Source organism: Streptomyces sp. NBC_00670 (assembly GCF_036226765.1).
Classification (GTDB): Bacteria; Actinomycetota; Actinomycetes; order Streptomycetales; family Streptomycetaceae; genus Streptomyces.
The window spans coordinates 5,979,484-6,005,093 of sequence record NZ_CP109017.1 but is presented as its reverse complement, the minus strand read 5'-3'; the positions used below and the strand labels follow the sequence as shown (position 1 = coordinate 6,005,093).

The 25,610-nt window shown below is 73.8% G+C and carries 22 protein-coding genes and 1 pseudogene; 7 read left to right on the top strand and 16 right to left on the bottom strand.

What is annotated here, in order from left to right:
• Positions 1-50: 50 nt before the first annotated feature.
• The 9 genes and pseudogenes from rfaE2 to OIE12_RS26520 form a co-directional block, all read right to left on the bottom strand.
• Entirely contained in the window at positions 51-1,511 is a 1,461-nt protein-coding gene (gene rfaE2 / locus OIE12_RS26560; RefSeq protein ID WP_329139484.1) for a D-glycero-beta-D-manno-heptose 1-phosphate adenylyltransferase, read from the bottom strand.
• A gap of 613 nt (positions 1,512-2,124) precedes the next feature.
• Positions 2,125-2,691: pseudogene (locus OIE12_RS26555) on the bottom strand (D-sedoheptulose-7-phosphate isomerase); the annotation flags it as partial.
• Between the two features lie 97 nt (positions 2,692-2,788).
• On the bottom strand, positions 2,789-4,105 hold the full coding sequence (locus OIE12_RS26550; protein WP_329139482.1) for a glycosyltransferase: 1,317 nt from the start codon (positions 4,103-4,105) through the stop codon (positions 2,789-2,791).
• Positions 4,102-5,064, bottom strand: coding sequence for a glycosyltransferase (locus tag OIE12_RS26545; RefSeq protein ID WP_329139480.1), 963 nt, complete (start codon positions 5,062-5,064; stop codon positions 4,102-4,104). The genes OIE12_RS26550 and OIE12_RS26545 overlap by 4 nt, the downstream gene beginning before the upstream one ends.
• Positions 5,061-6,125 (bottom strand): glycosyltransferase family 9 protein, encoded by a 1,065-nt coding sequence (locus OIE12_RS26540; RefSeq protein WP_329139478.1) that lies wholly within the window; start codon positions 6,123-6,125, stop codon positions 5,061-5,063. The genes OIE12_RS26545 and OIE12_RS26540 overlap by 4 nt, the downstream gene beginning before the upstream one ends.
• Positions 6,122-6,712 carry a D-glycero-alpha-D-manno-heptose-1,7-bisphosphate 7-phosphatase gene (locus tag OIE12_RS26535; protein WP_329139476.1) on the bottom strand — a complete coding sequence of 197 codons (591 nt, stop codon included), beginning with the start codon at positions 6,710-6,712 and terminating at the stop codon, positions 6,122-6,124. The genes OIE12_RS26540 and OIE12_RS26535 overlap by 4 nt, the downstream gene beginning before the upstream one ends.
• On the bottom strand, positions 6,709-7,737 hold the full coding sequence (locus OIE12_RS26530; protein ID WP_329139474.1) for a glycosyltransferase family 2 protein: 1,029 nt from the start codon (positions 7,735-7,737) through the stop codon (positions 6,709-6,711). Before OIE12_RS26530 ends, OIE12_RS26535 begins: the two co-directional genes overlap by 4 nt.
• A complete protein-coding gene (locus OIE12_RS26525; protein WP_329139472.1) occupies positions 7,734-9,359 on the bottom strand; it encodes a carbamoyltransferase family protein in 1,626 nt (541 codons plus the stop codon). The genes OIE12_RS26530 and OIE12_RS26525 overlap by 4 nt, the downstream gene beginning before the upstream one ends.
• Positions 9,360-9,589: 230 nt before the next feature.
• Positions 9,590-10,558, bottom strand: a complete 969-nt coding sequence (locus OIE12_RS26520) for a UDP-glucuronic acid decarboxylase family protein (protein ID WP_329139470.1) — start codon at positions 10,556-10,558, stop codon at positions 9,590-9,592.
• A 123-nt stretch (positions 10,559-10,681) separates the two neighbouring features.
• Here OIE12_RS26520 and OIE12_RS26515 point away from each other — a divergent pair, with 123 nt between their 5' ends.
• Entirely contained in the window at positions 10,682-11,122 is a 441-nt protein-coding gene (locus OIE12_RS26515; RefSeq protein ID WP_329139468.1) for an SRPBCC family protein, read from the top strand.
• Between the two features lie 38 nt (positions 11,123-11,160).
• The gene (locus tag OIE12_RS26510; protein WP_329139466.1) at positions 11,161-11,823 is read left to right on the top strand and encodes a class I SAM-dependent DNA methyltransferase; all 663 of its coding nucleotides are present in this window, start codon (positions 11,161-11,163) and stop codon (positions 11,821-11,823) included.
• 53 nt (positions 11,824-11,876) lie between these two features.
• On the opposite strand, the gene OIE12_RS26505 is transcribed toward OIE12_RS26510, so the two are convergent.
• The 3 genes from OIE12_RS26505 to OIE12_RS26495 form a co-directional block, all read right to left on the bottom strand.
• Positions 11,877-12,698: a class I SAM-dependent methyltransferase gene (locus OIE12_RS26505; protein ID WP_329139462.1), complete on the bottom strand. Its 822-nt coding sequence runs from the start codon at positions 12,696-12,698 to the stop codon at positions 11,877-11,879.
• A 120-nt stretch (positions 12,699-12,818) separates the two neighbouring features.
• Complete coding sequence (locus tag OIE12_RS26500) at positions 12,819-13,016, bottom strand: DUF397 domain-containing protein (RefSeq protein WP_329139460.1); 198 nt, start codon at positions 13,014-13,016, stop codon at positions 12,819-12,821.
• Positions 13,013-13,861, bottom strand: coding sequence for a helix-turn-helix domain-containing protein (locus OIE12_RS26495; RefSeq protein WP_329139458.1), 849 nt, complete (start codon positions 13,859-13,861; stop codon positions 13,013-13,015). Before OIE12_RS26495 ends, OIE12_RS26500 begins: the two co-directional genes overlap by 4 nt.
• Positions 13,862-14,182: 321 nt before the next feature.
• On the opposite strand from OIE12_RS26495, the gene OIE12_RS26490 reads away from it, so the two are divergent.
• The 3 genes from OIE12_RS26490 to OIE12_RS26480 are packed head-to-tail and all read left to right on the top strand — an operon-like array spanning position 14,183 to position 17,707.
• Positions 14,183-16,801: a CHAT domain-containing protein gene (locus OIE12_RS26490; RefSeq protein ID WP_329142232.1), complete on the top strand. Its 2,619-nt coding sequence runs from the start codon at positions 14,183-14,185 to the stop codon at positions 16,799-16,801.
• An 11-nt stretch (positions 16,802-16,812) separates the two neighbouring features.
• On the top strand, positions 16,813-17,019 hold the full coding sequence (locus tag OIE12_RS26485; protein WP_329139456.1) for a hypothetical protein: 207 nt from the start codon (positions 16,813-16,815) through the stop codon (positions 17,017-17,019).
• A gap of 13 nt (positions 17,020-17,032) precedes the next feature.
• Complete coding sequence (locus OIE12_RS26480) at positions 17,033-17,707, top strand: DUF6338 family protein (protein WP_329139454.1); 675 nt, start codon at positions 17,033-17,035, stop codon at positions 17,705-17,707.
• Positions 17,708-17,870: 163 nt separating this feature from the next.
• Here OIE12_RS26480 and OIE12_RS26475 read toward each other — a convergent pair whose 3' ends face one another.
• Both OIE12_RS26475 and OIE12_RS26470 read right to left on the bottom strand, forming a co-directional pair.
• Positions 17,871-18,530: a nucleotidyl transferase AbiEii/AbiGii toxin family protein gene (locus OIE12_RS26475; RefSeq protein ID WP_329139453.1), complete on the bottom strand. Its 660-nt coding sequence runs from the start codon at positions 18,528-18,530 to the stop codon at positions 17,871-17,873.
• Positions 18,527-18,889: a hypothetical protein gene (locus OIE12_RS26470; protein ID WP_329139451.1), complete on the bottom strand. Its 363-nt coding sequence runs from the start codon at positions 18,887-18,889 to the stop codon at positions 18,527-18,529. The genes OIE12_RS26475 and OIE12_RS26470 overlap by 4 nt, the downstream gene beginning before the upstream one ends.
• Before the next feature lie 143 nt (positions 18,890-19,032).
• Between OIE12_RS26470 and OIE12_RS26465 the strand changes: the two genes are divergently transcribed.
• Positions 19,033-19,548: a GNAT family N-acetyltransferase gene (locus OIE12_RS26465; protein ID WP_329139449.1), complete on the top strand. Its 516-nt coding sequence runs from the start codon at positions 19,033-19,035 to the stop codon at positions 19,546-19,548.
• A 293-nt stretch (positions 19,549-19,841) separates the two neighbouring features.
• Complete coding sequence (locus OIE12_RS26460; protein WP_329139447.1) at positions 19,842-21,959, top strand: outer membrane protein assembly factor BamB family protein; 2,118 nt, start codon at positions 19,842-19,844, stop codon at positions 21,957-21,959.
• Between the two features lie 38 nt (positions 21,960-21,997).
• Here OIE12_RS26460 and OIE12_RS26455 read toward each other — a convergent pair whose 3' ends face one another.
• Together OIE12_RS26455 and pucD are read right to left on the bottom strand one after the other, a co-directional pair.
• Positions 21,998-23,131, bottom strand: a complete 1,134-nt coding sequence (locus OIE12_RS26455) for an XdhC family protein (protein ID WP_329139445.1) — start codon at positions 23,129-23,131, stop codon at positions 21,998-22,000.
• A gap of 37 nt (positions 23,132-23,168) precedes the next feature.
• Positions 23,169-25,604 (bottom strand): xanthine dehydrogenase subunit D, encoded by a 2,436-nt coding sequence (gene pucD, locus OIE12_RS26450; protein ID WP_329139443.1) that lies wholly within the window; start codon positions 25,602-25,604, stop codon positions 23,169-23,171.
• Between the last annotated feature and the right edge of the window lie 6 nt (positions 25,605-25,610).

The window sequence follows — 25,610 nt, the reverse complement described above, 5'->3', positions numbered from 1 at the left end:
GGGGCGGGGCTCCGGGGGTCGGGGGTGGTGAGTGGGGGTGGGTGGCGGGGTCAGCCGCGCTGTCCGCCGTCGCTCCCGCCCGCTCCTCCCGCCGCCGCGGCGGCCGCCGCGCGGGCGGCGAGGCTGGTGCTGGAGCGGCCGTCGAGGTAGGGGAGCAGCACGGTCTGCCCGCCCCAGCCGTCGAGCAGCGCGGCCTCGGGAAGGTCGGCGTGGGTGTAGTCGCCGCCCTTGACCCACACGTCGGGCTTGAGCCGGGTGAGCAGGGCCTCGGGGGTGTCTTCGTCGAAGACGGCGACGGCGTCCACGCACTCCAGCGCGCGCAGCACCCGGACGCGGTCCGCGAGAGGGTTGACGGGGCGGCCGTCGCCCTTGCGGCGGCGCACGGAGGCGTCGGAGTTGACGCAGACGACGAGGCAGTCGCCGATCCGCCGGGCCGCCTGGAGCAGTCCGACGTGGCCGGCGTGCAGCAGGTCGAAGCAGCCGCCGGCGGCGACGACCGTGCCGCCGGTGGCGCGGACGTGCGCGAGGAGCCGCTCGGCGTCGCCCGCGGCGGGGTCGGCGTCACCAGTCGTACCGGTTTTCGCACCGACCGCCGTACGGGCCCTCGAACCGGCCGTCTCCCACCGCAGCCCGCCCGCCCCGCCCGCGCCGACGAAGGCGCAGGCCGTGGTGACCGCGCCCTGGACGGCCTCGTCGGTGGCGGCGCCGTCGGCGAGGAGCCCGGCGGCCGTGGCGGCGAACCGGTCGCCCGCGCCGCAGCTGTCGCCGCCGTGCGCCTCGGGCGCCGGGACGAGCAGCGGGAAGTCGCCGTACGACAGCAGGGCGCCGCGGGCGCCGAGGGTGACGGCGACCGAGCCGACCCGCCAGTCCCGTACGAGGGCGGCGGCGCCGTGGGCGGTGGCGCGCAGGTCGTTGTCGCGGGCGGGGGCTCCGCCGTCCCCGGTGAAGGCCTTGGCCTCGGCGGCGGCCGGCGTGACCAGGCGGGTGCCGGGCACGGGCGGGCCGCCGCGGGGGTGCGGGTCCCAGACGGCGGGGGGCCGTTCGGTGAGGGCGTCGCGCAGCACGTCGGCGGCGCCGCGCCCGTAATCGGAGACGAGTACCGCGCGGGCCGAGCGGACTGCGGCGCGGGCCTCGTCGGTGGCGGCGGCGGCACGGCCGGTGCCGCGGTCGACGCGGACCAGCGGGCGGCCCTGGGCCAGCACGCGGGTCTTCTCGGGGAGCGCGCCGGTGGTGGGCAGGGCGACGAGGGTGAGCCAGGGTTCGAGGAGCCGGCGCAGGGCGTGGGCGGCGGGGTCGTCGCCGAGGGCGGTGACGAGGGTGACCTCGCGGCCGTCGCGGGCGGCGAGGTAGGCGGCGAGGGCGGCGCCGCCGGGGCGCAGCCGTTCCTCGCCGTCGGCGACGACGGGGACGGGGGCGTCGGGGGCGAGCCGCTCGGCGCGCCCGGAGACGTCCCGGTCGAGCAGCGCGTCCCCGACGACGAGCAACGGCGCGCGCACGGTGGAGTCAGCCATCACGCCGCCCCTTCCGCCCGGCCCCACGCCCCGGCACGGCACGGTGCCGCCCGGTCCCGCCGCGGGACGTGGCAGCCTCGCGCCCATCACCGACCTGCGCCCGACCGGTGCCGTCGGCTCGGGGCCGCGGGGCTCCGTCGACCTCCGGCCGGACAGCGCCGCCGCCCCCGGGCCGACCGGCGCCGTCGCCCCCGGACCGGGGAGCACCGTCGAACGCCGCAGTCCGCCGCGCGGGTCCGTCGGCCGAGGCGCCGGCGCGGCCGGTGGGCTCTTCGGGGCGGCGGGCCTCGCCGCGTCGTCCGAGGGCGTGGCCGACGGCGCCGTCGGGTACGACAGGCTGCACGCCGTCGAGCCGCTGCGCACCGTCACGCGCGGGACGGGAGCCGGACGCGGTGCCCGTGCCGTCCGCCGGCGTGCCCGTCAGGCCAGATCGGGCGGGTCGGGCGCCGCCCCGGTCGGAGGCCGGCGCGCCCGGCGCGGGTGCGGCGCCCCGTGGGGAGCGCGAACCGTCGGACGTGGCCCCGTCGGCGTGGGCGCCGTGGCTGCTCAGGGAGCGGGCGATGCCCGTGCCGTGGGTCGTGGTGACTTCGCCGTCGGCATCGAGGAGGCCGTCGGCCTCCAGGGCGTCGTCGAAGGCGGCGCAGATCATGTGGACGGCGACCAGGTGGAGTTCCTGGACCGTCGCCGTCGAGGGGGCGTCCACGCAGAACGCCTCGTCGGCCGCGGCGGCCAGCGGGTTGGGGGCGGGGCCGGTCAGCGCCCACACGTGCAGACCGGCCGCCCGGCCGGCGTCCGCCGCGGAGAGCAGGTTGGCGCTGGCGCCGCTGGTCGACAGCAGTATGAGGACGTCGCCGGGGCGGCCGTGGGCGCGCACCTGGCGGGCGAACAGCTCGTCCACGCCGTAGTCGTTGGCGATCGCCGTCGTGCTGGAGGTGTCCGCGTGGAGGGCGATCGCGGAGAACGGCGGCCGGTCGGTGCGGTAGCGGCCGACGAGCTCGGCCGTGAGGTGCTGGGCCTGCGCCGCGCTGCCGCCGTTGCCCGCGGCCAGCAGCCGGCCGCCCCCGCACAGCGCGGCGGCCAGCCGCTCGCCCCACCGGCCGGCCACCGCGGCCGAGCGGCGGAACGGCCCCAGGGCGTCGAGGAGTTCGTCGCAATGGCTCACGACGGGGGCGTATGTCATCGGGCCTTCTCCTCCGCGAGAGGGTTCTCCGGTCGGTTCACGTCCACGGGACGACGGCGGGCCGGCAGCCCGCCGCACGCCGTACGCGGGCCGCGCATCAGGCGACCTCCGTGCGCAGCTCCCGGTCCGACGCGACCTGGCGGTACACCTGTTCCGCGCCGAGCGCCACCCGCTGCCAGGTGAAGCGGGCGAGGACGCGGTCGCGGCCGGCGGCGCCGTAGCGTCGCCGCAGCGCCGTGTCGTCGAGGAGTTCGCGGACCGCCGCGGCGATCGCGCCGGGGTCGCCGGGCGGGACGAGCCGCCCGGTGACCCGGTCGGCCACGCTGTCGCGGTGGCCGCCGACGTCCGTGGCCACGACCGGCACGCCGCAGGCCATGGCCTCCAGCGGCACGATCCCGAAGGGCTCGTACGCGGGCGTGCACAGGACGAGGTCGGCGCTGCGCATCAGTTCCGGCATCCGCGCCGGGTCGACCGCGCCGAGCAGCCGTACCCGGTCGCCGACGCCGAGGTCCCCGGCGAGCCGGACCAGCCGTTCGGCCTCGGCGTCGTCGGGGAGCAGGTGCTCCTGGGGGCCGCCGGCGATGAGCAGTTCGGTGTCGGGGATGCGCGGCAGGGCCTGGATGGCCTGGTCGTAGCCCTTGCGGCGGACCAGCCGGCCGATGGCGAGCAGCCGGTGCGCCGCCCGCCGCTCCGGCACCTGCCACCGCGCCGCCGTCCCGGAGCGTTCCGGGGCCTGCCACGCGCCCACCCGCGCGCCCCCGTCGGCACGCCCGGCCCCCGGCCGCTCCCCCGCCGGCCGGAACTGCTCCGGCCGGAACTGCTCCGCGTCCACCCCGCACGGCACCACCGACACCCGCCGCGACGGGACGCCCATCGCGGCGAGTTCGTGCACCTCGTCGCTGCACGTGGCGAGCACCCGGTCGCACGTACGCCCGATGCCCCGCTCCACGCCGATCCGTTCGGGCGGGCTGGTGTCCGCCCGTCCCTGGTGGCGCCGCTTGACCGTGCCGAGGGCGTGGAACGTCTGCACGACCGGGATGCCGTGCGGGTGCGCGCCGAGCTGCGCCGCGATGCCGGACATCCAGAAGTGCGCGTGCACCACCTCCGGCCGGTCCCGCTCACGGGCCCAGACCCGGGCCAGGTACGCCCCGAACGCGGGCATGTGCGCGAACAGTTCGTCCTTCGGGATCGGCTCGGCCGGCCCGGCCGGCACATGCTCGACGACGGCGCCGCACGGCAGTGGCACCCGGTCGGGCAGCGCTGCCGCGTCCCGCCGGGTGTAGACGGTGACCTGGTGGCCGCGCCTGGTCAGCTCCTCCGACAGGCGAGCCACGTACACGTTCTGGCCTCCGGCGTCGGGGCCGCCGAGCGCGGCGAGCGGACTCGCGTGCTCGGACACCATGGCGATCCTCATCGGGTCACCTCCTTGAACAGCCGCTCCCAGTCGTCGAGGAAGCGGGGAAGCCCGTAGCGGGCGAGCGCCGCCGCCCGGGCGCGCGCGCCGGTGCGGCGGGCCTGCTCGGGGTCGGCGACGAACTCCCGTACGGCGTCGGTGAGTACGTCGATCCGGTTGGAGACCACCCCGGCGTCCTCGGGCACGGCCTCGGCGACCTCGGTGGTGGCGAGGGCGACCACGGGCATGCCGAGGTGCATCGCCTCCAGCAGGGACAGGCCGAGGGAGGTCCAGCGGACGGGGTGGACGTAGAGGCGGCGCCGGGCGAGCGCCGTGTGCAGTTCGCTCTGCACGAGTTCGTGGTCCCGGCAGCGCGCGGGATCCAGGCCCACATGGCCGGCGAGGCCCGCGGTGCCCATGCCGAACACGTCGAGCGGCGCGGCGGCGGCGAAGGCGGGCAGCAGATCGGTGCCGGTGGTGCGGCCGCGCCGCACCGGCTCGTTGACGACGACGGCCGCGTGCGGGAGTTCGCCGGTGTAGAGCGGGCCGGGGTCGACGATGCCGTGCTCGACGACGGTGGCCGGGGCGGAACCGGTGTCCCACATCAGCCGGTTGAAGTGGGTGACGTGCACGACGGGGATGCCGGGCAGGTCGGCTGCGGGGTGCCGGGTGTCGGGGACGTCACCGTGCGGGGCGTTGTGCTCCAGGTAGACGGCGGGCACGTCCCGGCCGGGGGTGCGGCCGAGCCACTCGCGGGCGAGCGCGAACTCGTGCGGGCGTTGCAGCACGACGAGGTCGAGCTCGGTGTGCCGCAGCTCCTCGGGCGGGAGTTCGACGACGGAGGCCGGCCAGTCCCAGGTCCGGGCCCGGCCGAGGCCGTCGGGGCCGCGGTCGGGGGTGACGGGGACGACATAGGTGTGCGGGCCCTGGACGAACGCGGTGGTCCAGGAGCCGTGCACGTGCCAGATCAGGATCCTCATACGGCCCTCACCTTCTCGACGGCCTCCTTCTTGCCGGCCTTCTTCACGGCCGGTTCCTCCCGCGCCACCTTCTCGACGGCGGCCAGGACGTCGTGCGCGGTGACCGAGTCCAGGCAGGGGTGGCCCGGCACCGGGCAGGTCCGCGCCCTGCTGTCGGCGCACGGCGCGTCCTGGTCGCCGAGCAGCACGCACGGCACGCCGTAGGGCCGCCACCGTTCGGCGGGTACGACGGGCGCGAACAGGGAGACGACGGGGGTGCCGACGGCGGCGGCGAGGTGCGCGGGACCGGTGTTGCCGGTGACGACGGCCGAGGCACCGGCGAGGACACCGGCGAGCCGTTCGGCGTCGGTACGGCCGCCGAGGTCGAGCCCCCGTTCCCCGGCCACGTGCGCGGTCAGCGCCCGCTCCCCCGCGCCGCCGGTGACGACCACGCGGTGCCCGGCGGCGGCCAGTTCGCGCACGGCCTGGGCGCAGCGGTCGGGGCTCCAGGCGCGGGCGGGGACGCTGGCGCCCGGGTGCACCACGACGTAGGGCGAACTCCCGGTCAGGTCAAGGGTGTCGGGGGTGGCACGGATGCGGAGCCGGCCGTCGTCGACGGCCGGGAACCCGGCGGCGGCGGCGAGGTCGAGCGCGGCCTCCACCTCGTGCGCGTGCGGCGCCCGGTGGTGCCGTACGTCGAGCAGCGAGCCGGGGTAGTCCTCGCTGTCGGCGGCGATCCGGGCGACCCCGGCCAGCCGCAGCACGAGGGCGGTGGGCAGCGGGGACTGGTGGAAGGAGGTGAGGACGAGCGCGGTGTCGGCGTCGATGCGGCGGGTGAGCCGGTCGAGTTCCGCCCGGTTCACGTCCGGCGGCTCGAACCCGCCCCAGGGCGCGTCCCACACGAGGACGTCGTCCACCCCGGGCAGCAGCCGGGCGGCGGGCTCCCCCTTGGACCCGCACAGGAAGGTCACATGCCCGGCCCGCGCGGCGACGGCCCGCACGGCGGGCCCGGCGAGCAGCACGTCACCGAAGCTGTCGAGCCGCACGACGAGCGCGCGCCCGGCGGCGCGCGGGGCGCTCACAGGGGCCTCCCGGGCACGGCGGGTACGGCGGCGGTGGCGTGCTCGCCGGCCAGCAGCCCGCGGACGGCCGTCAGCAGGTCCGGTGCCACGTGCGGCGCGGCGGCGATCTCCTCCGGCCGGGTCACCGGGGTCGGTACGAGCACGCCGTACGTTCCGGCGCGGCGGGCGGCCTCGATGTCGGCGCCGATGTCGCCGACGACGACGCAGTTTTCGACGGGCACGCCGAGCCGCCCGGCGGCGGCGAGCACGAGCCCGGGGGCGGGTTTGCGGCAGGAGCAGCCGTCGTCGGGGCCGTGCGGGCACACCGCCCAGTCGTCGAACGGCCCGAGCAGGGCGTCGACGCGCGCGTTGACCCGTACGACGTCGGCGGCGCGGATCAGCCCGCGTGCCACCCCGGACTGGTTGCTGACGACGCCGGTCCGGATGCCGCGCTCCCGCAGCAGCGCCAGCGCCTCCCGCGCCCCGGCGACGGGCCGGACCCGCTCGGGGTCCCCGTTGTAGGGCACGTCCTCCACGAGCGTCCCGTCCCGGTCGAACAGCACGGCGCGCGGCGCGGGCGGGCCGCCGAAGGGTGTCGTGACGGTCATGACGTCGCCTCCCGCCAGGCGGGTGCGCGCCGGTGGCGCCAGGTGCCGGTGAGGCGGTGCCAGGTGGCGGCGGGCGGGATGAGGACGCTGGTCGCGAGCATCGTGTCGACCTCGTACCGGGTACGCGGTCCCGGCGCGATGCGGGACCAGGCGAACTCGGCGGTGCCCAGGGCCCAGCCGAGGCCGAGCGCGGCGGCGGCGCGCGGCCGGCCGAGGGCGGCGAGGACGCAGGCGCCCGCACCGGCGGCCGTGACGGCGACGTGGCTGCGGATCCGGCCGCGCGGCGCGGCGGCCTCGACCCACCAGTCGGGGCCGTGCAGCCGGCCCATCAGCGCGTCGTCGGCGTTGCCGCGCTGCGCGCGCAGCGAGACCCAGCGGTCGGCGGGCCGCACCGGATGCCGGGTGGTGCGCCGCCCGCGCCGGATGCCCCACCCGGCGTCGAGGACGCGCAGCGCGAGGTCGGCGTCCTCGCGGAAGGCGCGGCGGAAGCGTTCGTCGAAGCCGCCGACCTCCTTGAGCACGGCGGTGCGGTAGGCCATGTCGGCGGTGATCCAGCGCGCCTCGGCGAGCCCGGCGGTGCCGCGTTCCCAGTCGGTGGGGCGGCGTTCGCCGGGCAGCGGCACGGCGATGACGCCCTGGATGCCGGCGGTGTCGTCGGGGGCCTCCCCGATGTCCTCGGCGAGCTGGGCGCACCAGTGCGGTCCGACCTGGACGTCGTCGTCGAGGAAGACCGTCCAGGGCGCGCCGACGGTCCGCGCCCCGGTGTTGCGGGCGGCGGCGGGACCGCGGCCGCCGCTGGTCAACACCCGGGTGCGGTCGCGGAGTTCGCCGAGGACCCGGAGCGGGTGTTCGAGCGCGGCGGGGTCCGCGTCCGCCTCCGGCCGGTCGTCGACGAGGACGATCTCGGCCGGCCGCGGCCCGGTCGCGGCGACGAGCGCGGCGAGGCAGTCGGCGAGCGTGTCGCGGACCAGCGTCGGTATCACCACCGCGTACAGGGGCTCGAGCGCTTCGGTGGGGCCCGTCATGCGAACGCCCTCCCGCGGCGGACGGCGAACGGCCCGATCGCGAGCAGGTCCACGGGCGCGGAGCCGAAGCACTCCAGCGCGTCGCGCGGGTCGTCGACCATGGGCCGGCCGGCCGTGTTGAGGCTGGTGTTGACGACGACCGGGATGCCGGTGCGCCGTTCGAACGCGGCCAGCATCCGCGCGACCAGCGGTTCCTGGCCCTCGTCGACGGTCTGGATGCGGGCGGTGCCGTCGACGTGGACGACGGCGGGGATGCGGTCGCGCCAGTCGCGGCGCACGTCGTGCACGAAGAGCATGTACGGGCTGGGCAGCGGCCCGTCGAACAGGTCGGCGGCACGGTCGGCGAGCACCATGGGCGCGACGGGGCGGAACTCCTCGCGGCCCTTGACCTTGTTGAGCCGTTCGAGGTTCTCGGCCCGGCCGGGGTGGGCCATCAGCGAGCGGTGGCCGAGCGCGCGCGGCCCGAACTCGCTGCGGCCCTGGAACCAGGCGACGACTCCGTCGCGGGCGAGTTCCTCGGCGACCGTCTCGGCGATGTCGTCGGGCCGCTCGTAGGGGACGGCGGCCTCGTCGAGCCAGTGCCGGATCTCGTCGTCGCTCCAGCCGCGGCCGAGGTCGGCGCCGGGCATGGGCCGCGGGTCGCGGGCGACGTGCAGGGCGGCGCCGAGCGCGGTGCCGGCGTCGCCGGCGGCGGGCTGGACCCATACGTTCCGGTACGGGCCGAGGCGGGCGAGCTTGGAGTTGGCGACGCAGTTGAGGGCGACGCCGCCGGCCATGGCGAGCGAGTCGCCGCCGGCCTCGCCGTGCAGCCACTGGGCCAGCTCCAGGAGGGTCTCCTCCAGGACGGCCTGGGTGCTGGCGGCGAGGTCGGCGTGGTCCTGGTTCCACTCCTCGTCCTTGGCGCGGGCGGGCGCGAGGGCGGCCCAGTCGACGCCGTGCGCGGTGAAGCCGCCGTCGCCGGTGGCGTGCACGAACTGGCGTATCTGAGGCAGGAAGCGGGGCTTGCCGTAGGAGGCCAGCGCCATCACCTTGTACTCGTCGCTGGAGCGCAGGAAGCCGAGGTGCTCGGTGAGCTCCTCGTAGACCAGGCCGAGGGAGTGCGGCAGCGTCTGCTGGGCCAGGGTGTGCAGTTCGCCACCCTCGAAGCGGCCGGCAAGATGCGAGGCCGCCTCGCCGCGGCCGTCCAGGACGAGGACGGCGCTGTCCGGGTGCGGGGAGGCGGGCCCGGCGGAGGCGGCGTGCGCGGCGTGGTGCGGCACGAACACGACCTTCTCGGGGTCGAGTCCGGGCAGCGCCTCCGCGAGGAACTCGGGGGCGCGGCGGGCGTACTCCAGGCGCAGCGGGTCCCAGGGGTCGAACAGCCCCATGTCGGCGGCGGGGCGGGCGAGGCCGGGGTCGAAGGAGTACGCGACGGCGTCGAGCTCGTCGGCGCGTATCCCTGCCTGGGTCAGGCACCAGCGGGCCGCCTGCTCCGGCAGCTCCCACGCGGAGAACGGCACCGGGCGCTTGCCGTGCTTGCGCCGGCTGAACCGCTCCTCCTCCGCGGCCGCGACCGTGACGCCGTCGAGGACGAGGGCGGCGGCGGGGTCGTGGAAGAGGGCGTTGATGCCAAGGATGCGCATGGTGGGAACTCCGTCGCGTTCGGCGGGTGGGGGCCGTGTTCCTGTGGATACGGCGAGTGGCCTTCCGCAGCAGTCTTAAACTCTTTGAGACGACTCGGTGGGGTGTGCGACAGCTTGCAGCGGTTTGTCACCGTGGAGTGACCGGGCGCGCTCGCACCGCGGGGCGCCCTGATCGCTCACGGGATTCGGGGTCGGCGTACCGGGGAGGGACGGGACGGAGGAGGCGGTGATCAGGCCGCCATCGGCTGCGCCGTGAACCAGGCGATCGTGCGTTCGAGGCCGTCCGTCCAGGAGGTCGTGGGCTCCCAGCCCAGCCGCTCCCGCGCCCGCCCCGTGTCCGGCCGCCGCCGGGCCGGGTCGTCGACGGGCCGTTCGACGAACCGGATGCGGGAGGAGGAGCCCGTCAGCTCCACCACCCGTCGGGCCAGCTCCAGCATGGTGATCTCGTCGGCCCCGCCGATGTTCACGGGCCCGGTCTCCCCGGCCGCGCCCGCCAGCGCGAGCACCCCGCTCACCGTGTCGTCGACGTAGCACAGGGAGCGCGTCTGCCCGCCGTCCCCGGCGACGGTGAGCGGCATGCCGTCGAGCGCCTGTGCGATGAACGTCGGCACCGCTCGCCCGTCGCCCGTCCGCATCCGGGGTCCGTAGGTGTTGAAGATGCGGACGATCGCCGTGTCCGTGCCGTGCACCTGCCGGTGCGCGGTGACCAGCGCCTCCGCGAACCGCTTGGACTCGTCGTAGACGCTGCGCGGCCCGATCGGGTTGACGTTCCCCCAGTACGTCTCCGTCTGCGGGTGTTCGAGCGGGTCGCCGTACACCTCGGAGGTGGAGGCGAGCAGGAAGCGCGCACCGTCGCGCCGGGCGCGTTCGAGCGCGTGGCGGGTGCCGGTGCTGCCGACGTCCAGCGTCTCCAGCGGGAGCCGCAGATAGTCCACGGGCGAGGCGGGGCAGGCGAAGTGCAGTACGAGGTCGAAGGTACCGGGCAGCGAGCGGACGACGGCCGGGTCGGTGACGTCGCCGTGCACGAACCGGAAACCGGACCGCTGTTCGAAGGTAGCGACGTTCCCGCGCGATCCGGTGGCGAGGTTGTCCAGGCAGACGACCTCCGTCCCCTGATCGAGCAGACGTTCGCACAGATGCGAGCCGACGAAGCCCGCTCCCCCGGTCACCAGCGCGCGGCGCCACACGTGCACGTCCACGGGCCTCTCCTCACTCTCGCGTTCACTTGCGTGTGCGGCGAGTACCCGTTCGTGACGATATGCACCAGCGTGCCCCGGATCGCCCGCCGGGCGACCGGCCCCGTCCCGACCTACGATCGCCCCGTGGCCCTCTTCCAACTGGAACGCGTCGCCCCGCGGCTCACCGTCGACCAGGCCTGGCAGCGGCTGACGGACTGGCCGCGCCACGCCGACGTCGCCCCGCTGACCCGGATCACCGTGCTCACCGAGCCGCCCACCCACGAGGGCACGGCCTTCGTGGGCCGCACCGGCGTGGGCCCCCTGGGCTTCGACGACCCGATGGAGGTCACCGCCTGGGAACCCCCACCGGACCACACCCCGGCCCACTGCCGCCTGGAGAAGCACGGCCGGCTGCTCGGCGGCTGGGTGGACATCACCATCCACCCCCACCCCCCGGGCGGCGCCCGGGTGACCTGGCAGGAGGACCTACGCGTACGCGGCTTCCCCCGCCTCCTCGACCCCACCGTACGAATGGGCGCCCGTCGGGCGTACGGCTATGCGGTGGACCGCCTTCTGAAGACGTGACGACCGACTGTCGTACCCCCGTCCTACGCTTCCGCCCCATGACTTCCCCGATCCCTTCCCCCCTCACCACCACCCGCGCCTCCTACGACACCGCCGCCGTCTCGTACGACCGCCTGCTGCGCGACTCGCTGGCCGAACTGCCCTACGACCGAGCCGTACTGGACCTCTTCACCGGACAGGTGCGCGGCACGGGCATGGACGGCCCGGTGGCGGATCTCGGCTGCGGCACGGGCCGGGTGACGTCGTACCTGCGCGCCCTCGGCCTGGACGTCTTCGGCATCGACCTCTCCCCCGGCATGGTGGCCGTCGCCCGCGAGGCCTGCCCCGGCGTGCGGTTCGAGGTCGGCACGATGACGGACCTCGCCCTGCCGGACGCCTCCCTCGCCGGGGCGGTCGCCTGGTACTCCCTGGTCCACACCCCGCCGCACGAACTCCCGCGCCACTTCGCGGAGTTCTACCGAGCCCTGGCCCCCGGCGGTCAACTCGCCCTGGCCTACAAGGTGGGCGAGGACAACAGCGTCCACCTGGACCGGGCATACGGCCACGATCTCTCACTGGACGTCTACCGTTTCGCCCCCGACCGCCTGGCCCAGGCACTGACCGCGGCAGGCTTCACGGAAACAGCCCGCCTGACCCGCGAACCGGACCCGGCACTGCGGGAGAAGACCCCACAGGCGTACGTACTGGCCCGCCGCGAGTGACCGTCGGACGCGGGAAGTCCCGGACTCCACTCGGAAGCATCACCGTGACGAGGTCAACGCAACCGCGCTGTCGCGACGTGCACCTTGAAGGCGCAGGGGACGGTGCCCTCCGCCGTCGTCAGGTCACGTACTTCGGTGCAGAAGGCCGCGCGCAGCCGCTCCACGGCCGCACCGTCCAGCGGGCCGAGGTCGTAGAGGCCGGAGACGGCGGCCCACACCTGTTCCACCGGGCCGCTCAGGTCGATGGGGACGGTCTCCCAGTCCACCGCCGCGAAGCCGGCCGGGGCGAGGACTTCGTCGAGTCCGTCGCGGCTGCGGGTCCTCCGGTCGCCCAGTGCCGGGATGCGCTGCGTGGCGGGGGCCGCCCCGACCGTGTCCCGCAGCAGCCCGAGGAACCGGTCAAAGGCTTCACCGCCGACGGCCCCGCCCCCCACCACGCAGGCCAGGACCCCTCCCGGCACGAGGACCCGGGCGATCTCCGCCGCGACCTGCTCGATCTCGCCCATCAGCATCAGCGCCAGATGGGAGACGCAGGCGTCGAAACTGTTGTCCGCGAAGGGCAGCGCCTGGGCCCGCCCCTCCTCCAGCCGGGCCCCGGCGAGCGCCGGCCGGCGCCGTGCCAGTGCGAGGGAGTGCGGCGACAGGTCCACTCCCGCGAGCCGTCTTCCGCCGTCCCGCGCCAGGAACTCGAGCAACAGCCCGTCACCGCAACCGAGATCCAGCACGCGCCCGCACCCGGCCACCCGCTCGCACAGCACCTCATAACTGGACCGCCCGTCCGGAGCGCGGCCACGGCCGAACGCCTCCGCGGTCACCGCCGGGTACTCGGCGTGGAAGGAGTGCAGGAACGCCTCTTGGGATGCGATCGTCGCCATCCGTCCAACCTACGCGGGGCCGGGCCTGTGTACCGACCCCACGCGAATCACCGTCGCACGCGCGTGCCCTGCGGCTTCGTACGAAGCGGCAGGGCACGGTGGTGGTCGTACGGCGCCGGCTCAGCGTGCCCGTTCGCCGGCGTACCCGACGAACGCCGCCCAGGCGTCCCGATCGACGGCCAGCCCGGGCCGGGCCGTGTCCTTGGAGTCCCGGACATGAACGGCGGGAGCACCACCGAGGGCGACCTCGACACACTGGCCGCCCTCACCACTGCTGTAGGTGCTCTTGACCCAGGTCAGTTCCGCTACGCCCTTCACAGTTCCCCCAGCAACCTCTCGACGAAGGCCATCGACTCCCACGGAGTGAGAGCCTGGGCTCGGATAATCCCATACTGCGCCTCGAGGCCTCTTACGGAACTCCGTTCGGTGTAGAGAGAACTGCTCTTCTGCACCTCCACGTAGGCGATGCGCTGCCCCTCCCTCGTCTCGATCAGGGTGAACGGGCCGCCGAGCCCCGCGTGTTCTTCCCGCTGCAACGGCATGACCTGCATCTCGACACTGCGGTTCTGTCCCACGAGCAGAAGTTGCTCGAGCTGCCCCTGGTGGACTCGGGGACCGCCGATGGGACGGCGTAGCACGGCCTCTTCGATGACGAAGCTCATCAACGGCGCGGGCCGTCGCGAGAAGATGCCCTGCCTGTGCATGCGAGCGGTGACCCGCTGCTCGAGCGTCTCCTCGTCGAGGAGGGGACGCCGCATCGTGAAGACCGCCCGCGCGTACTCCTCCGTCTGCAGAAGCCCGTTGATCACTTGTGTGTCGCACACGTGCAGTTCGACCGCTTCCGCCTCCAACCGCGCCGCATCACGGAAGAACGCCGGGAACTGCGCCCGCGCGACCTCCTCCTTCATCTCTCGCAAGACGCCACCCGCGTCCAGGAGTTCGTCCGCCGCGTCGATGAACCGGGGCGGTGGTACGCGTCTGCCCTGCTCGTACGCCCCGATGGTGGACGGCGAATAGCCCGTCCGCGCACCGAACTCGACGCGCTCCAGCCCGGCCCGGATCCGGAACCGCTTCAACTGCCGCCCGAACACCCGCAGAATGCCCGACCCCGGCTCGGGCGGCGGTTCCGCGACCGCCGTCTCCTCCGAGCCCAGCGCGTTCATCCCGTCGGCCCCGTCCGGCTGCCGTACCGCTTCGCTCATCGCACCCGCCCGCCTCCACCGGTCCCGTCACCCGTCGAAAGCCCAACGCGCACCCCACCCCACCGACACGCCCCGCCCCGCGTACACCCGGCCCCTCGACGCCTACAGCGCCCGCCCGTGAGCAAGTCTGGGCCACTAACGCACTTCCTCCGCCACTTGCGGCACCGCCCGGCTCGACCGGGCCCTCATACGGCACACCAAGCGTTTCCCCACTTTCGGGAGTCACCGTGGGCTCATGTCCTTATGCTGAGCGCCCAGGGCCGAGCAGCGGGGGGCGTGCCCATGGAAGAAATGAAACCCAGCCGGAAGCCGGAACCCAAGCGCACAGGACGCCGAGTCTCCTGGAAGTTCCTCGCCACAGTGGCGGTCTTCTCGTACCTCATCTCCCGGGCGCTCAGGGACGGCTCCTGGTATCCGCCCCTGGTAGCGCTCCTGGCAGTGCTCCTTCTGGCTGTCGTCGTACTCGCCCTGCGGCACGGTCCGAACCTGAGCATGGCCGGCATGGGCCAGATGCTGCTCAATGCCCACCATCTGGACCCACTGCTCAAGCAATTGGCGAGAGCCAATCAACTGAGTATGGCCGGAGAGGTGGCCGCAGCCGCCGAGTTGCTGGAGTCCGTTGCCGCGGATCCGGCCGTACAGGAGTCCCCGCTCATGGCAGCCCTTGTCGCCATGACGCGCAGCGACTTGGCGGCGGCGCAGGGCGATCTGCAGACCGCCGAGTCGGAGGCGGTCGCCGCAGTGCGCCACCACGAACGGGGGCGTAACCGCTCAAGCCATTCCGAGGCCTTGGAAAAGCTCGGCAAGATCCAGATGCTGCGGGGCCGGAACGAAGAGTCGTACGCCACCATCACGCAAGCGGTGACGGTCGGTGGAGGCCGGATGTACCCGCTCAGCAGGGTTCGTGCGGAGCTGTACCTGGCCAACCTCGCCTTCGACCGGGGTGACACCCCGCGCGCATGCGAACACGCCATGGCTGCCCGTACGCTGGCCGCCAAGTGGCGCTGCCACCCTCAACATGCCGGCGCATGCGACACACTCGCTGCCTTGGCCCTCATGGAAAACAAGGTCGCCGATGCCGCCCGGTGGACCGCCGAGGCAGATAGTGCGCTCTCGAACGGCGGCGGCGCTCTGCCTCATCGCGTACGCCATCTGATCGCCACCGCTGCGGTCTCTCATGCACAGGGCAACGACAGGGGTGCTCTCGACGCGTACCTGGAGATGATGCGGGGCGTCGCCGAACTACGCACCCGCTGGGGCTGGCGCGATGCCCAGGAGTATTACACCGACCTCTACAGCGAGCACGAGTTCGCCGCCTACATCACGGCTCACACCCTCCATGAGGGTGGCGACCACCAGGCCTTGGACTCGTATGCGTCACTCCTCGACCTCGGCAGCCGAACCACCCTGCGCCGTATGTTGCGTGGTGAACTCGTCTCACGGGCACCCGACGACATCGAACAGCACGGCATGGCGGAGATCGCCGACCTGCTCAGTACGCTGGCCCGCGCCGAGGACACGGGTAGCGGGCCGGAGGGTGCGTTGTTCTCCGAGGTCCAGGCGGTCCCCGACCGGCCCGAGGCGGCGAGCCACCAGGCAGCACAGGTGTACGAACGTCTGGAGACGCTGGTGTCGTTGAGGTTTCGGTGGGTCATAGGAGCAGACCCTCACGCACCGACTGCCGATTCGCGTGCGTATGCGAGACGCTGGAACAGTCATGTGGTGCAGGCACGGCTCGTAACCAACGCCACGGAGAGCCGTGTCGTTGGCTTGTGGACGACTCCTGGGGGAACGAGGCACCCGTTCGTGCACCCGGTGCGGGGGGCCGCGGGAGCACTGTTGGGGGACGTGGCCGGCATTGACTCGCTACGGGACGGACGCGAATCGGTGACGACCCGGGAGCCGGATCACGCCGGGGAGACGGAGGGGGTGCGCGCGCAGGCACCGGACTGGCGGACGTCACCGCGCTGCCACCACCTGACCTCCCGTGACGTCTCACCCTGGGCGGCCCTGGCCGGTCTTCTGCTACCACCCGGCCTGCTGGAAACCCTGCGCCACATCGACCCCACTGGCTCGGTTCCCAAGCTGCTGGTCGTCCCCGATTCGAGCCTGTGGCGGGTGCCCTGGGCCGCGCTGAGTGTCGCGCCGGATGCCCGGGACGGGTATGTAGTGGATCGCGCCGTCCTCGCCATGTCGCCGAGCCTGTCCCTCATGGAAGAACAGCAACAAGCTCACCGGCTGCCATCGGGTACGGGGTCCGGGAGCCGAGAACGAGCATTCGCGTTTCTCTCTGGTGTGGATGCTGAAGGGCTGGACATGGAACGGGCCGCCCTGGACGCCGCGTACGGCTCGGACGTCACCCACGCCCACAGCCCCGAACAGCTCCTGTCGCTGCTGGCCCCCGATGGCGTCGACTACGCGCTGGGTACCGCCTCCGTGCACGGCAACGACAGACCAGGGCTCGCACACGCTCTGCGTCTGGACCGGACCACCACCCTGTCCACGGCCCGCATGCTCACGCTACGGTTCCCGCACACCCTGCTCATCAACGCTTGTCTCTCCGCCGAACTCGACGAGCGCCACGGCACCGACCCACTCGGCATCCCGACGGTCGCGTTGTGCCGGGGTGCCGAGACGGTCATCGGGGGAATCTTTCCGCTGCCGGACGGAAAGGCAAGAAACGCCCGGTACAGCCACCCGACGGCGCGCATCCTGGCCGTCCTCTACCAGCTCCTCGCCGAGGGCGTCGCACCTTCGACCGCGCTGCGCAGTGCACAGCGCCGATTCCGGGCAGAAGTCGGCTCCGTCCCGCCGCGACTTTGGGCGGGTCTCGTCAGTATCACGACGTCGTTCGACGACCCATTCACACCTGCTCCATCCCTGTCCGAAGCCACACAGTAAGGACGCGTGTCATGAAGCAACGGAACGGCGAGCCCGTGCCCGACCCTCAGAACGACGAGGGCGGAGGAATGGAGTGGGAGGACGAATTCGGTTTCTCCGAGCGTCAGTTCGTCGTCGAGGATCCCCTCGACGGGAGCGAGCTTCCCTTGCCGCCCGCAGTGACCAGCGCCCCGCCTGCACCCGCCGCCGAGCCGCCGGAGGACCCGAGTGCCCAGTAGTGTCATCGCCGCGGTGCTGCTGCTGGCCGCGATGACGCCGGGCTTCGCCTTCCATCAGGCCATGAGCCACTACCGCACCAAGGACACCCGGTCCTCCACCACCGAGGTCGTCGAGCTGTTCGGCGTGGGCGCACTGACGACCTCCGCCGGACTGTTGCTGACCCTCTTGATCGGTGAACTGGCGCCCTTTCTGGTCACGCTCCATGACGTTCCGAGAGCATCGGCCGACTTCCGGGAGCACCCTTGGTCGTGGGTCGGCGCCGTAGTGATGACCATGGTGCTGAGCATGGTGCTCAGCACCGTGGTCGGCGTGTATGCGGGCCGCAGGTCACCCAGACGTACGGGCGCCGCGGTACGGGAAGGCACAGTGGCCGTGCACGCCTTCACCGACCGGGCGGGGCCGGACGGGAAGCGCAAGCCGTTTCTTGCCGTCGAACTGTCCGACGGCCGACTGGTGGAGGGCTATGCGCGCTATGTGTCGACCGATCCGGACCCGGCCCGTCGCGACATCGTGCTCCAGCAGCCGATCGCCTGGACGGGCCCGGGCAACGTGCCGCGCACCCGGTCGACGGCCGCACATGTCTTCGTGCCGGCATCGCTCGTGCGGGTGGTGCACATCAGCTACCCGTACATTGCGGCATCGAGCGCCACGTCGACGCCCCCGCACCGGTCCCGGGCCGACCGATGAGCGGCTGGAGGCCGGGGCGATCCTGATGCCGGTGAGCACTTCCGAGACTCCCAGCGGTCACTCGAGTAGGAGGTCAGGCACGTGTACCAGGCCTGGCCGTCCCCTTCGTGGGCGCCGTGTCTGTTCCGCCGGATGATGTAGCGGAACCAAGGTCGGCTTCCTGTCACGCGTTCTCGTCGTGCATCCGTTCCCCCAGGTCCGTTGCCCAGGCGAGCGCCCATGACTTGAGCTCTTCGATCTGCCAGGGGGTGAGCCCGTACGCGGCGTAGTCCTCGTCCTCGTACCAGTCCGCGCCGGTGAGCCGGTCGCGGAGGTCTTCGAGGCTGAACTCGTCGTGGGCACGGCGGCGGCCCAGGGATTCGAGGTCGGCGGTGGAGCGGTGGCGGGAGGCGGCCTGGACGTCGATGAGGTCGCGGACGGTGCCGCGGTCGGCGAGGGCGCGAACCTTGGTGCCGATCACGTCGTCGAGGGAGAGGACGGGGCCGTAGGGAGTCCGGGCGGGCGGGGCCCAGAACGCCTCCTTGAGGACGTCGACCTCGCACTCCTCGCCGGTGTCCGGGGCGGTGACGAGGAACCGGCCACTGAGCGGGTCGCTCTGTACGTGCGTGGTCCGCCAGCCGCGCGTGGTGAGGCCGGCAGTGAGGGAGGCGATGATCTCGTCCATCGGGGCCGGGTTCTCGGTGGCGACGTCGAGGTCGCGGCTGACGCGTTCGACCAGGCCGTGGGCCTGCACGGCGTATCCGCCGGTGAGGACCAGTGGATAGGGGGAGCCGAGGTCGAGGATGTCGGCGAGGAGACGCTCGTGGAGCGGGGTCAGTTTCACGCGGCCGACGCGTCGGCTGCGGCGGTGCGGGCCAGCTCGGGGAAGGCGTTTTCCCAGACCTCACGGATGTAGGGGCTGACCAGGCGCCGCAGAACGGGCCACTGCTCGGTCAGCAGCCGGTGGTGCAGGAAGGCCGCGAGGTCCTCGCGCAGGCCCTCGGCGAGGACGGTGCGGTAGAGCGTCATGCGGGACTTCGGGCGGTCCAGGCTGTAGCTCGTCCGCCCGGACCAGACGATGTGCAGCGGCAGGTCGACGTCGCCCACAACGGGGCCGGCCAGGTCCCGCAGGCGTTCGGGCAGCCGACGTCGGTAACGCTCCCGCAGCACCTCGGCGCGGGGGGCGGTGATCGTCGCATCCATACGTCCAGTATCGCCGGTGGGCGGCGGTCGCACGGCGGATACGGAACTCCCGGTGGCGCCCGGGCTCTCCCCCCTTCCGCCGCACCCCTCAAGACCTCCGCAAATCCTTTGCGGCGCCATTACTCGCGGCTCAGACTGTGCCGATGCTGATCCGACGCGAGACGCCTGCCGATGTTCCCGCCGTGAATGCCGTCACCGCTGCGGCCTTCGCCAAACCGGAGACCGTGGTACCGGTGGAGGTGACGCTCCTCGACGAGCTGCGCACCTGCGACGCCTGGTTGCCGGAACTGTCGCTCGTGGCGCTCGGCGACAAGGGCGAGGTGGTGGGCCACGTGGTCTGCACCCGGGGCCGTGTCGGCACCGTCCCCGCCCTGGGCCTCGGCCCGCTCAGCGTGCACCCCGACCACCAGCGCCACGGCGTCGGTCTCGCCCTCGTCCACACCGTGCTCGGGGCGGCGGACGTCCTGGGCGAGCCCTTCGTCGCCCTCCTCGGCAGCCCGGCGTACTACGGCCGCTACGGTTTCCGCCCCAGCACGGACCACGGCATCACCGCGCCGGACCCCTCGTGGGGCGAGTACTTCCAGGTCCGCCCCCTGACCGCCCACGACCCCGCGCTGCGGGGCGTCTTCACGTACGCCGAGCCGTTCGAACGGGTCTGACCGCCGGCGCGGTCAGTATGCCGAGCAATCGGCGGGGCCCTGACGTACCGCGCTGGTTGTAGACGGGGGCGTGGGTCAACTCACGCGGTATGCCGGGGCACTCCGTGCGGCTGATTACCGGGGTGGTTCGCCGTCCTAGCATTCCGGGAGGCGGGCCCCGGGGGGCGCCGCATGGAACTGGCACAGCACGCAGAATGGGGGATTCCATGCAGTGGGGCCCGCCCTCCGGCCATCCGGGCTCCTCGCCCACACCGCCTCAGCCCGCGCCTGCCGCCCAGGGTGACGTGCGCCTGTTGGTACAGCGCATACACCGCCACAACCGGGTCTTCGTCCTCGCCCTCTTCCTCGGGATTCCGTTCACCTTCGGCGGGGTGCACTTCGGGGTGACGCGGCGGCCGACCGGGTTTCTCTTCGCGCTCGTCGGGCTGGTGGCCCTCGGGGTCGGGGGTGCGGCCTTCGCGCGTGTTCTGCGGCTGCGGCGGAGTCTGCGGGCGCTCACTCCGGACGCCTGGCGGTCGCCGGTGGCGCAGCTGCCCGTGGCCCGGCGGGCCGCCACGCTCGCGGCCTGGCTCAACGGGCTCCTCGTGGTGTTCGGGCTCGGTGCCGCCGGGTGGCTGCTGGTCATGGGTGCCGACTGGGGCGCGTACGGCAACTCCTTCGGTTTCGCGGCGCTGACACTCGGCGCCGCCCTCCCCCTCGGGCTCGGCCTCGCCGCCGCCTCGACCATCCCGCAACTGCTCCGTGTCGTCCCGGCGGGCGCCACCGTGGGGCAGGCGCTGTACGGGGTGTTCGTCGTCGTCGGCTCGATGATGTTCTTCCGCAACGACGACGTGCTGCCGAAGGTCGTCGGCGGGGCGCTCGTGCTCGTGAGCCTCGGCGCGGTGAAGCTGCTGAACGGTGCGGCACGGAGGATGCGGGGCGGGTCGCAGCCCCCGGCCGCTGCACCCCCGGTCGTCTCTCCTGCACCGCCCGCACCCGCACCCGCCCCTGGCTACGGTCCCGCCCCCTGGTCCCCACAGCCCCCGGCCCCCGCCCGCTCCGGCGGCCGCGGTCTGCTCACGGGCGTCCTCGCCCTCGCCCTGGTACTGCTCGTGACCGCCGGCACCGGCCTCTACTGGGCCCACCACAACGGCCTCCTCGACCGCCTCCTCGACGGCTCCGACGGCACCACCGCCGACACCGCCGAGAGCCCGCACGCCCGCACCTACGGCATCGACGGCGAGCGGAGGTCCGCCTGGGCCACTCCCCTCCCCAAGAGCGGGGACGGGACGTCCCTCCTCGGCACGCTGGCCGACGACCACGTCGTCGCGGGCGTCTACGCCGGCACCGTCGTCGGGTACGACCTCGCCACCGGCAAGCCCGCATGGACCGTCAGGAACGAGCCCGGCCTGCACGCCTGTGCCGTCTCCCCGAGCACGTCGAAGGGCATCGGCGCGGTCCTGTACCGCATGGGCGACCAGGGCGGCTGCACCCAGGCCGTCGCCGTCGACCTGGACTCCGGCAAGCGGCTCTGGAAGAAGACGCTGACGCAGGACCCGAACCGGGCCGGCGCGTACCGGCCCGCCATCGGCATCGAGAAGAACACCGTCGTCACCGGCACGTACTCCGCCCCCGTCGCACTCGACGCCCGCACGGGACGCACCCTCTGGACCGGAAGGACCCAGCGCTCCGCCGACGGCGGGGAACGCCGTCTGGACCACGTACAACTCGCCGACGGCCGGCTCATGGCGTCCTACGAGGACGACTCGGACACGTCGGACGCGGTGATCCTCACCCAGGACCTCGCCACCGGCCGGGTCCTCGACACACTGAACGCCCCGCCCGCCACGAAGCAGAACGGCACCGACTTCTCCGTCCGGCTGGTCCATCTCCACCCCCTCGTGGTCGCCGTGCCGAAGGGCGTGGACGCGGGCAACGAGGAGCTCTGCTTCTCCCGCACCAAGGGAGCCTGGCGGCAACTCCGTATCCAGGACGTGCGCGGGGAGGCCGCCCGGCCGCAGCGGTACGAGGGGGTCGCGGCGAACGGCGTCTTCGTGAAGGCGTGGACGATCGACGACCGCACCCTGGACGTCGGCTTCGACACCGTGGTCGCCGGCTTCGACCTGAGCACCGGCAAGGTGGCCTGGCAGCACCGGCTGCGCCGGGACGCGAGCGAGGCGGTGCTGTTCCCGGACTCGGTCAAGGGCGCCGTCCGCGCGGTCGCCTCCGACGACGACACCGGGCTCCAGCTCTACGCCTTCCCCTTCGGCACCGGCACCCCCGTACGCGGCGGTCGCCTCACCCTCTCCCCGGACTCCCCCCTATCAGCCACGCTCACCTCGATGTCCTACGCCACCGAGACGAACGGACGCCTCGTCGTGTGGAACGAGGCCGAGGGCGTCCTGACCGCCTTCCCGCTCGCATCCGCCTGAGCCGCGAAGCCCTACGGCGACCGGGTCCACCGACAGGGTCAACCGGTGGCGGGAAGCGTGATGCCGCGGTGGATCGGAACGTCCGCCCCCGTCAGCGGCACCCCCGTGCCGCCCCGCCGTACCGCCACCAGTTCCGCCGCGATGGAGACCGCCGTCTCCTCCGGGGTGTGCGCGCCCAGGTCGAGGCCGATCGGGGAGCGCAGGCGGGACAGTTCCGCCTCCGTCACGCCCGCCTCGCGGAGCCGGCGCACGCGGTCCTCGTGCGTACGCCGGGAGCCCATCGCGCCGACGTACGCGAGCGGGAGGCGCAGGGCGCGGCGCAGCAGGGGGACGTCGAACTTGGCGTCGTGGGTGAGCACGCACAGGGCCGTGCGGGTGTCGACCGGGGTGCGGTCCAGGTAGCGGTGCGGCCAGTCGACGACGACCTCGTCCGCCTCGGGGAAGCGGGCACGCGTCGCGAAGACGGGGCGGGCGTCGCACACCGTGACGTGGTGGCCGAGGAGCCTGCCCGCCCGGACCAGCGCGGCGGTGAAGTCGACCGCGCCGAAGACGATCAGCCGGGGCGGCGGCACGGACGTCTCGACCAGCACCGTGAGCGGCGCCCCGCAGCGGGACACCTCCAGCGTGCCGGTCCGCCCCGCGTCCAGGAAGGCGCGCGCCTCGGCCGCGACCGTGCGGTCCAGGGCCGGGTCGCCGCCGAGGCCGCCGGTGTGCGTGCCGTCGGGGCGGACGAGCAGGGCCCGGCCGTCGTACGGGTCCGGGCCCACCACCACGCGGGCCAGGGCCGCCGGATCGCCCGCCGCCGCGACCGCGACGGCGGCCTCGTACACCTCCCGGACCGGGTCCCCCGCCCGCACCGGCACCACCAGCACGTCGAGGACGCCGCCGCAGGTCAGGCCGACCGCGAAGGCGTCGTCGGCGTCGTCGCCGTCGTCGTAACCGAACCGCTCGCGAACGGGGCGGCCGTCGGCGAGGGCCTGCCGGCACAGGTCGTACACCGCGCCCTCGACGCAGCCGCCGGAGACCGAGCCGGTCACCGTGCCGGCGGAGTCCACCGCGAGGGCGGCGCCGGGCGCACGCGGCGCGCTGCCGTGGACGGCGACGACGGTGGCCACCGCCATCTCGCGCCCCTCGGTGAACCACCGGTGCAGTTCCTCGGCGATGTCCAGCATCTTCTCGGGCTCCTCCCGCGGCTTCACGCACGGCGGCTCAGCGCAGCGCGATGTGTTCCGGGCGTACCGGTACCCGGTTCAGCGCCAGACCCGTCGCGTCGCGGATCGCCGCGAGGACGGCCGGGGTCGAGGACAGGGTGGGGGCCTCGCCCGCGCCGCGCAGCCCGTACGGGGCGTGCGGGTCGGCCAGTTCGAGCAGGTCGACGGGGATCGGCGGGGTGTCGAGGATGGTCGGGATCAGGTAGTCCGTGAAGGACGGGTTGCCCACCCGGGCCGTCTCCGGGTCGACCACGATCTCCTCCATCACCGCGATGCCGAGCCCCTGCGCCGAGCCGCCCTGGATCTGCCCGGTGACGGAGAGCGGGTTGACGGCCCTGCCGACGTCCTGCGCGCAGGCCAGTTCGACGACCTTCACCAGGCCCAGTCCGGTGTCGACCTCCACCACCGCCCGGTGCGCGGCGAACGCGTACTGGACGTGGCCGTCGCCCTGCCCGGTGTGCCGGTCGAACGGCTCGGTCGGGCGGTGCCGCCACTCGCGTTCGACCTCCACCGCCTCCCCGCCGAGCACGTCCGCGAGCCCGCCGAGCACCTCGCCCCCGGCGGTGACCACCTTGCCGTCCGCCAGCAGCAACTCCTCGTCGAGCCAGGCGGGTCGGTCGGCTCCGAACCGGCGCCGGCCCAGCGCGAACACCCGCTCGCGGACCAGCGCGCAGGCGTGGCGCACGGCGCCGCCGGTGACGTACGTCTGCCGGGAGGCGGAGGTCGAACCGGCGCTGCCCACCCGGGTGTCGGCGGGGGCGAGCGTCACCCGGGCGACGCCCAGCTCGGTGCGGGCGATCTGCGCGTGGACGGTGACGCCGCCCTGGCCGACCTCGGCCATCGCGGTGTGGACGGTGGCGACGGGTTCGCCGCCGGTCACCTCCAGGCGGACCCTGGCCGTGGAGTGGTCGTCGAAGCCCTCGGAGAAGCCGACGTTCTTCATGCCGACGGCGTAGCCGACGCCCCGTACGACGTCCTCGCCGTGGGTGGTGTTGGACGGGCCGCCCGGCAGCTGCCGTACGTCCGCGCCCTCGGTGGTCTCCCACTGGCGCGCGGGCGGCAGCGGGCGGTCGCGGACCCGGCGCAGCAGTTCGGCGACCGGCGCCGGGGAGTCGACGCGCTGCCCGGTGGGCAGGACCGCGCCCTCGGCCATGGCGTTGCGCTGCCGCAACTCGACGGGGTGCAGGCCGAGTGCGGCGGCCAGTTTGTCCATCTGCGCCTCGTAGGCGAAGCACGCCTGCACGGCGCCGAAGCCGCGCATCGCGCCGCAGGGCGGGTTGTTGGTGTAGAGGGCGAGCGCCTCGACGTCCACGTCGTCCACGACGTACGGACCGACGCCGAGCGAGGCCGCGTTGCCGACGACCGCCGGGGAGGTGGACGCGTAGGCGCCGCCGTCGAGCACGATCCGGGCGCTGACGTGGGTCAGCCTGCCGTCGCGGGTGGCGCCGTGTTCGTAGCGCAGTCGCGCGGGGTGGCGGTGGACGTGGCCGAAGAAGGACTCGAAGCGGTCGTAGACCATCTTGACCGGGCGTCCGGTGCGCAGGGCCAGCAGACAGGCGTGGATCTGCATCGACAGGTCCTCGCGCCCGCCGAAGGCGCCGCCGACCCCGGCCAGGGTCAGCCGTACCAGTTCCTCGGGCAGGCCGAGCACGGGGGCGATCTGCCGCCGGTCGGCGTGCAGCCACTGGGTGGCGACGTGCAGGTCGACGCCGCCGTCCTCGGCGGGCACGGCGAGCCCGGACTCGGGGCCGAGGAAGGCCTGGTCCTGCATGCCGAAGACGTACTCGCCCGTCACGATCACGTCGGCGCGCTCCCGGGCCGCCGGGACGTCGCCGCGCCGGACGGGCTGGCGGTGCAGGACGTTGGGGTGCGGGACGTGGGCGGCGTGCCGGTCGGTGCGGCCGGGATGGAGGACGGGCGCGCCGGGGGCGAGCGCGCTCGACTCGTCGGTGACGACGGGGAGTTCGCGGTAGACGACCTTGATCAGGGCCGCCGCGCGGCGGGCGGTCTCGGGATGGTCGGCGGCGACGAGCGCGACGGGTTCGCCGTGGTGGCGGACGCGGTCGTGGGCGAGGACGGGGGTGTCGGGGATCTCCAGTCCGTAGTGGCGGACGGCGGTGGGCAGGTCCTCGTGGGTGAGGACGGCGTGCACGCCGGGGACGGCGAGGGCGTCGGTGGGGTCGAGGGCGACGATCTCGGCGTGGGCGACCGGGGAGCGCAGGGTGCGGCCCCAGAGCATGTCCTCGTGCCACAGGTCGGAGGAGTAGGCGAACTCGCCGGTGACCTTGAGGATGCCGTCGGGACGGAGGACGGACTCGCCGACGCCGCCGCGGGTGGACCGCGTCGTCGTGACGGGGAGGCCGGTCGCGGTGGCGGGCTCCCGCCTTCCGGTGGGCGCGCCGGTCGTCGCCGTCGGGGATCCGGTCGTCGCCATCGCGGA

What these genes read in the sequence shown, in the direction of transcription:
- OIE12_RS26530 (WP_329139474.1), bottom strand. Translation starts at nt 7,737, where the DNA reads ATGACGGGCCCCACCGAAGCGCTCGAGCCCCTGTACGCGGTGGTGATA.
- OIE12_RS26485 (WP_329139456.1), top strand. Translation starts at nt 16,813, where the DNA reads ATGAAGCAACGGAACGGCGAGCCCGTGCCCGACCCTCAGAACGACGAG.
- OIE12_RS26510 (WP_329139466.1), top strand. Translation starts at nt 11,161, where the DNA reads ATGACTTCCCCGATCCCTTCCCCCCTCACCACCACCCGCGCCTCCTAC.
- OIE12_RS26550 (WP_329139482.1), bottom strand. Translation starts at nt 4,105, where the DNA reads ATGAGGATCGCCATGGTGTCCGAGCACGCGAGTCCGCTCGCCGCGCTC.
- OIE12_RS26490 (WP_329142232.1), top strand. Translation starts at nt 14,183, where the DNA reads ATGGAAGAAATGAAACCCAGCCGGAAGCCGGAACCCAAGCGCACAGGA.
- pucD (WP_329139443.1), bottom strand. Translation starts at nt 25,604, where the DNA reads ATGGCGACGACCGGATCCCCGACGGCGACGACCGGCGCGCCCACCGGA.
- rfaE2 (WP_329139484.1), bottom strand. Translation starts at nt 1,511, where the DNA reads ATGGCTGACTCCACCGTGCGCGCGCCGTTGCTCGTCGTCGGGGACGCG.
- OIE12_RS26495 (WP_329139458.1), bottom strand. Translation starts at nt 13,861, where the DNA reads ATGAACGCGCTGGGCTCGGAGGAGACGGCGGTCGCGGAACCGCCGCCC.
- OIE12_RS26525 (WP_329139472.1), bottom strand. Translation starts at nt 9,359, where the DNA reads ATGCGCATCCTTGGCATCAACGCCCTCTTCCACGACCCCGCCGCCGCC.
- OIE12_RS26465 (WP_329139449.1), top strand. Translation starts at nt 19,033, where the DNA reads ATGCTGATCCGACGCGAGACGCCTGCCGATGTTCCCGCCGTGAATGCC.
- OIE12_RS26505 (WP_329139462.1), bottom strand. Translation starts at nt 12,698, where the DNA reads ATGGCGACGATCGCATCCCAAGAGGCGTTCCTGCACTCCTTCCACGCC.
- OIE12_RS26545 (WP_329139480.1), bottom strand. Translation starts at nt 5,064, where the DNA reads ATGAGGATCCTGATCTGGCACGTGCACGGCTCCTGGACCACCGCGTTC.
- OIE12_RS26455 (WP_329139445.1), bottom strand. Translation starts at nt 23,131, where the DNA reads ATGCTGGACATCGCCGAGGAACTGCACCGGTGGTTCACCGAGGGGCGC.
- OIE12_RS26535 (WP_329139476.1), bottom strand. Translation starts at nt 6,712, where the DNA reads ATGACCGTCACGACACCCTTCGGCGGCCCGCCCGCGCCGCGCGCCGTG.
- OIE12_RS26470 (WP_329139451.1), bottom strand. Translation starts at nt 18,889, where the DNA reads ATGGATGCGACGATCACCGCCCCCCGCGCCGAGGTGCTGCGGGAGCGT.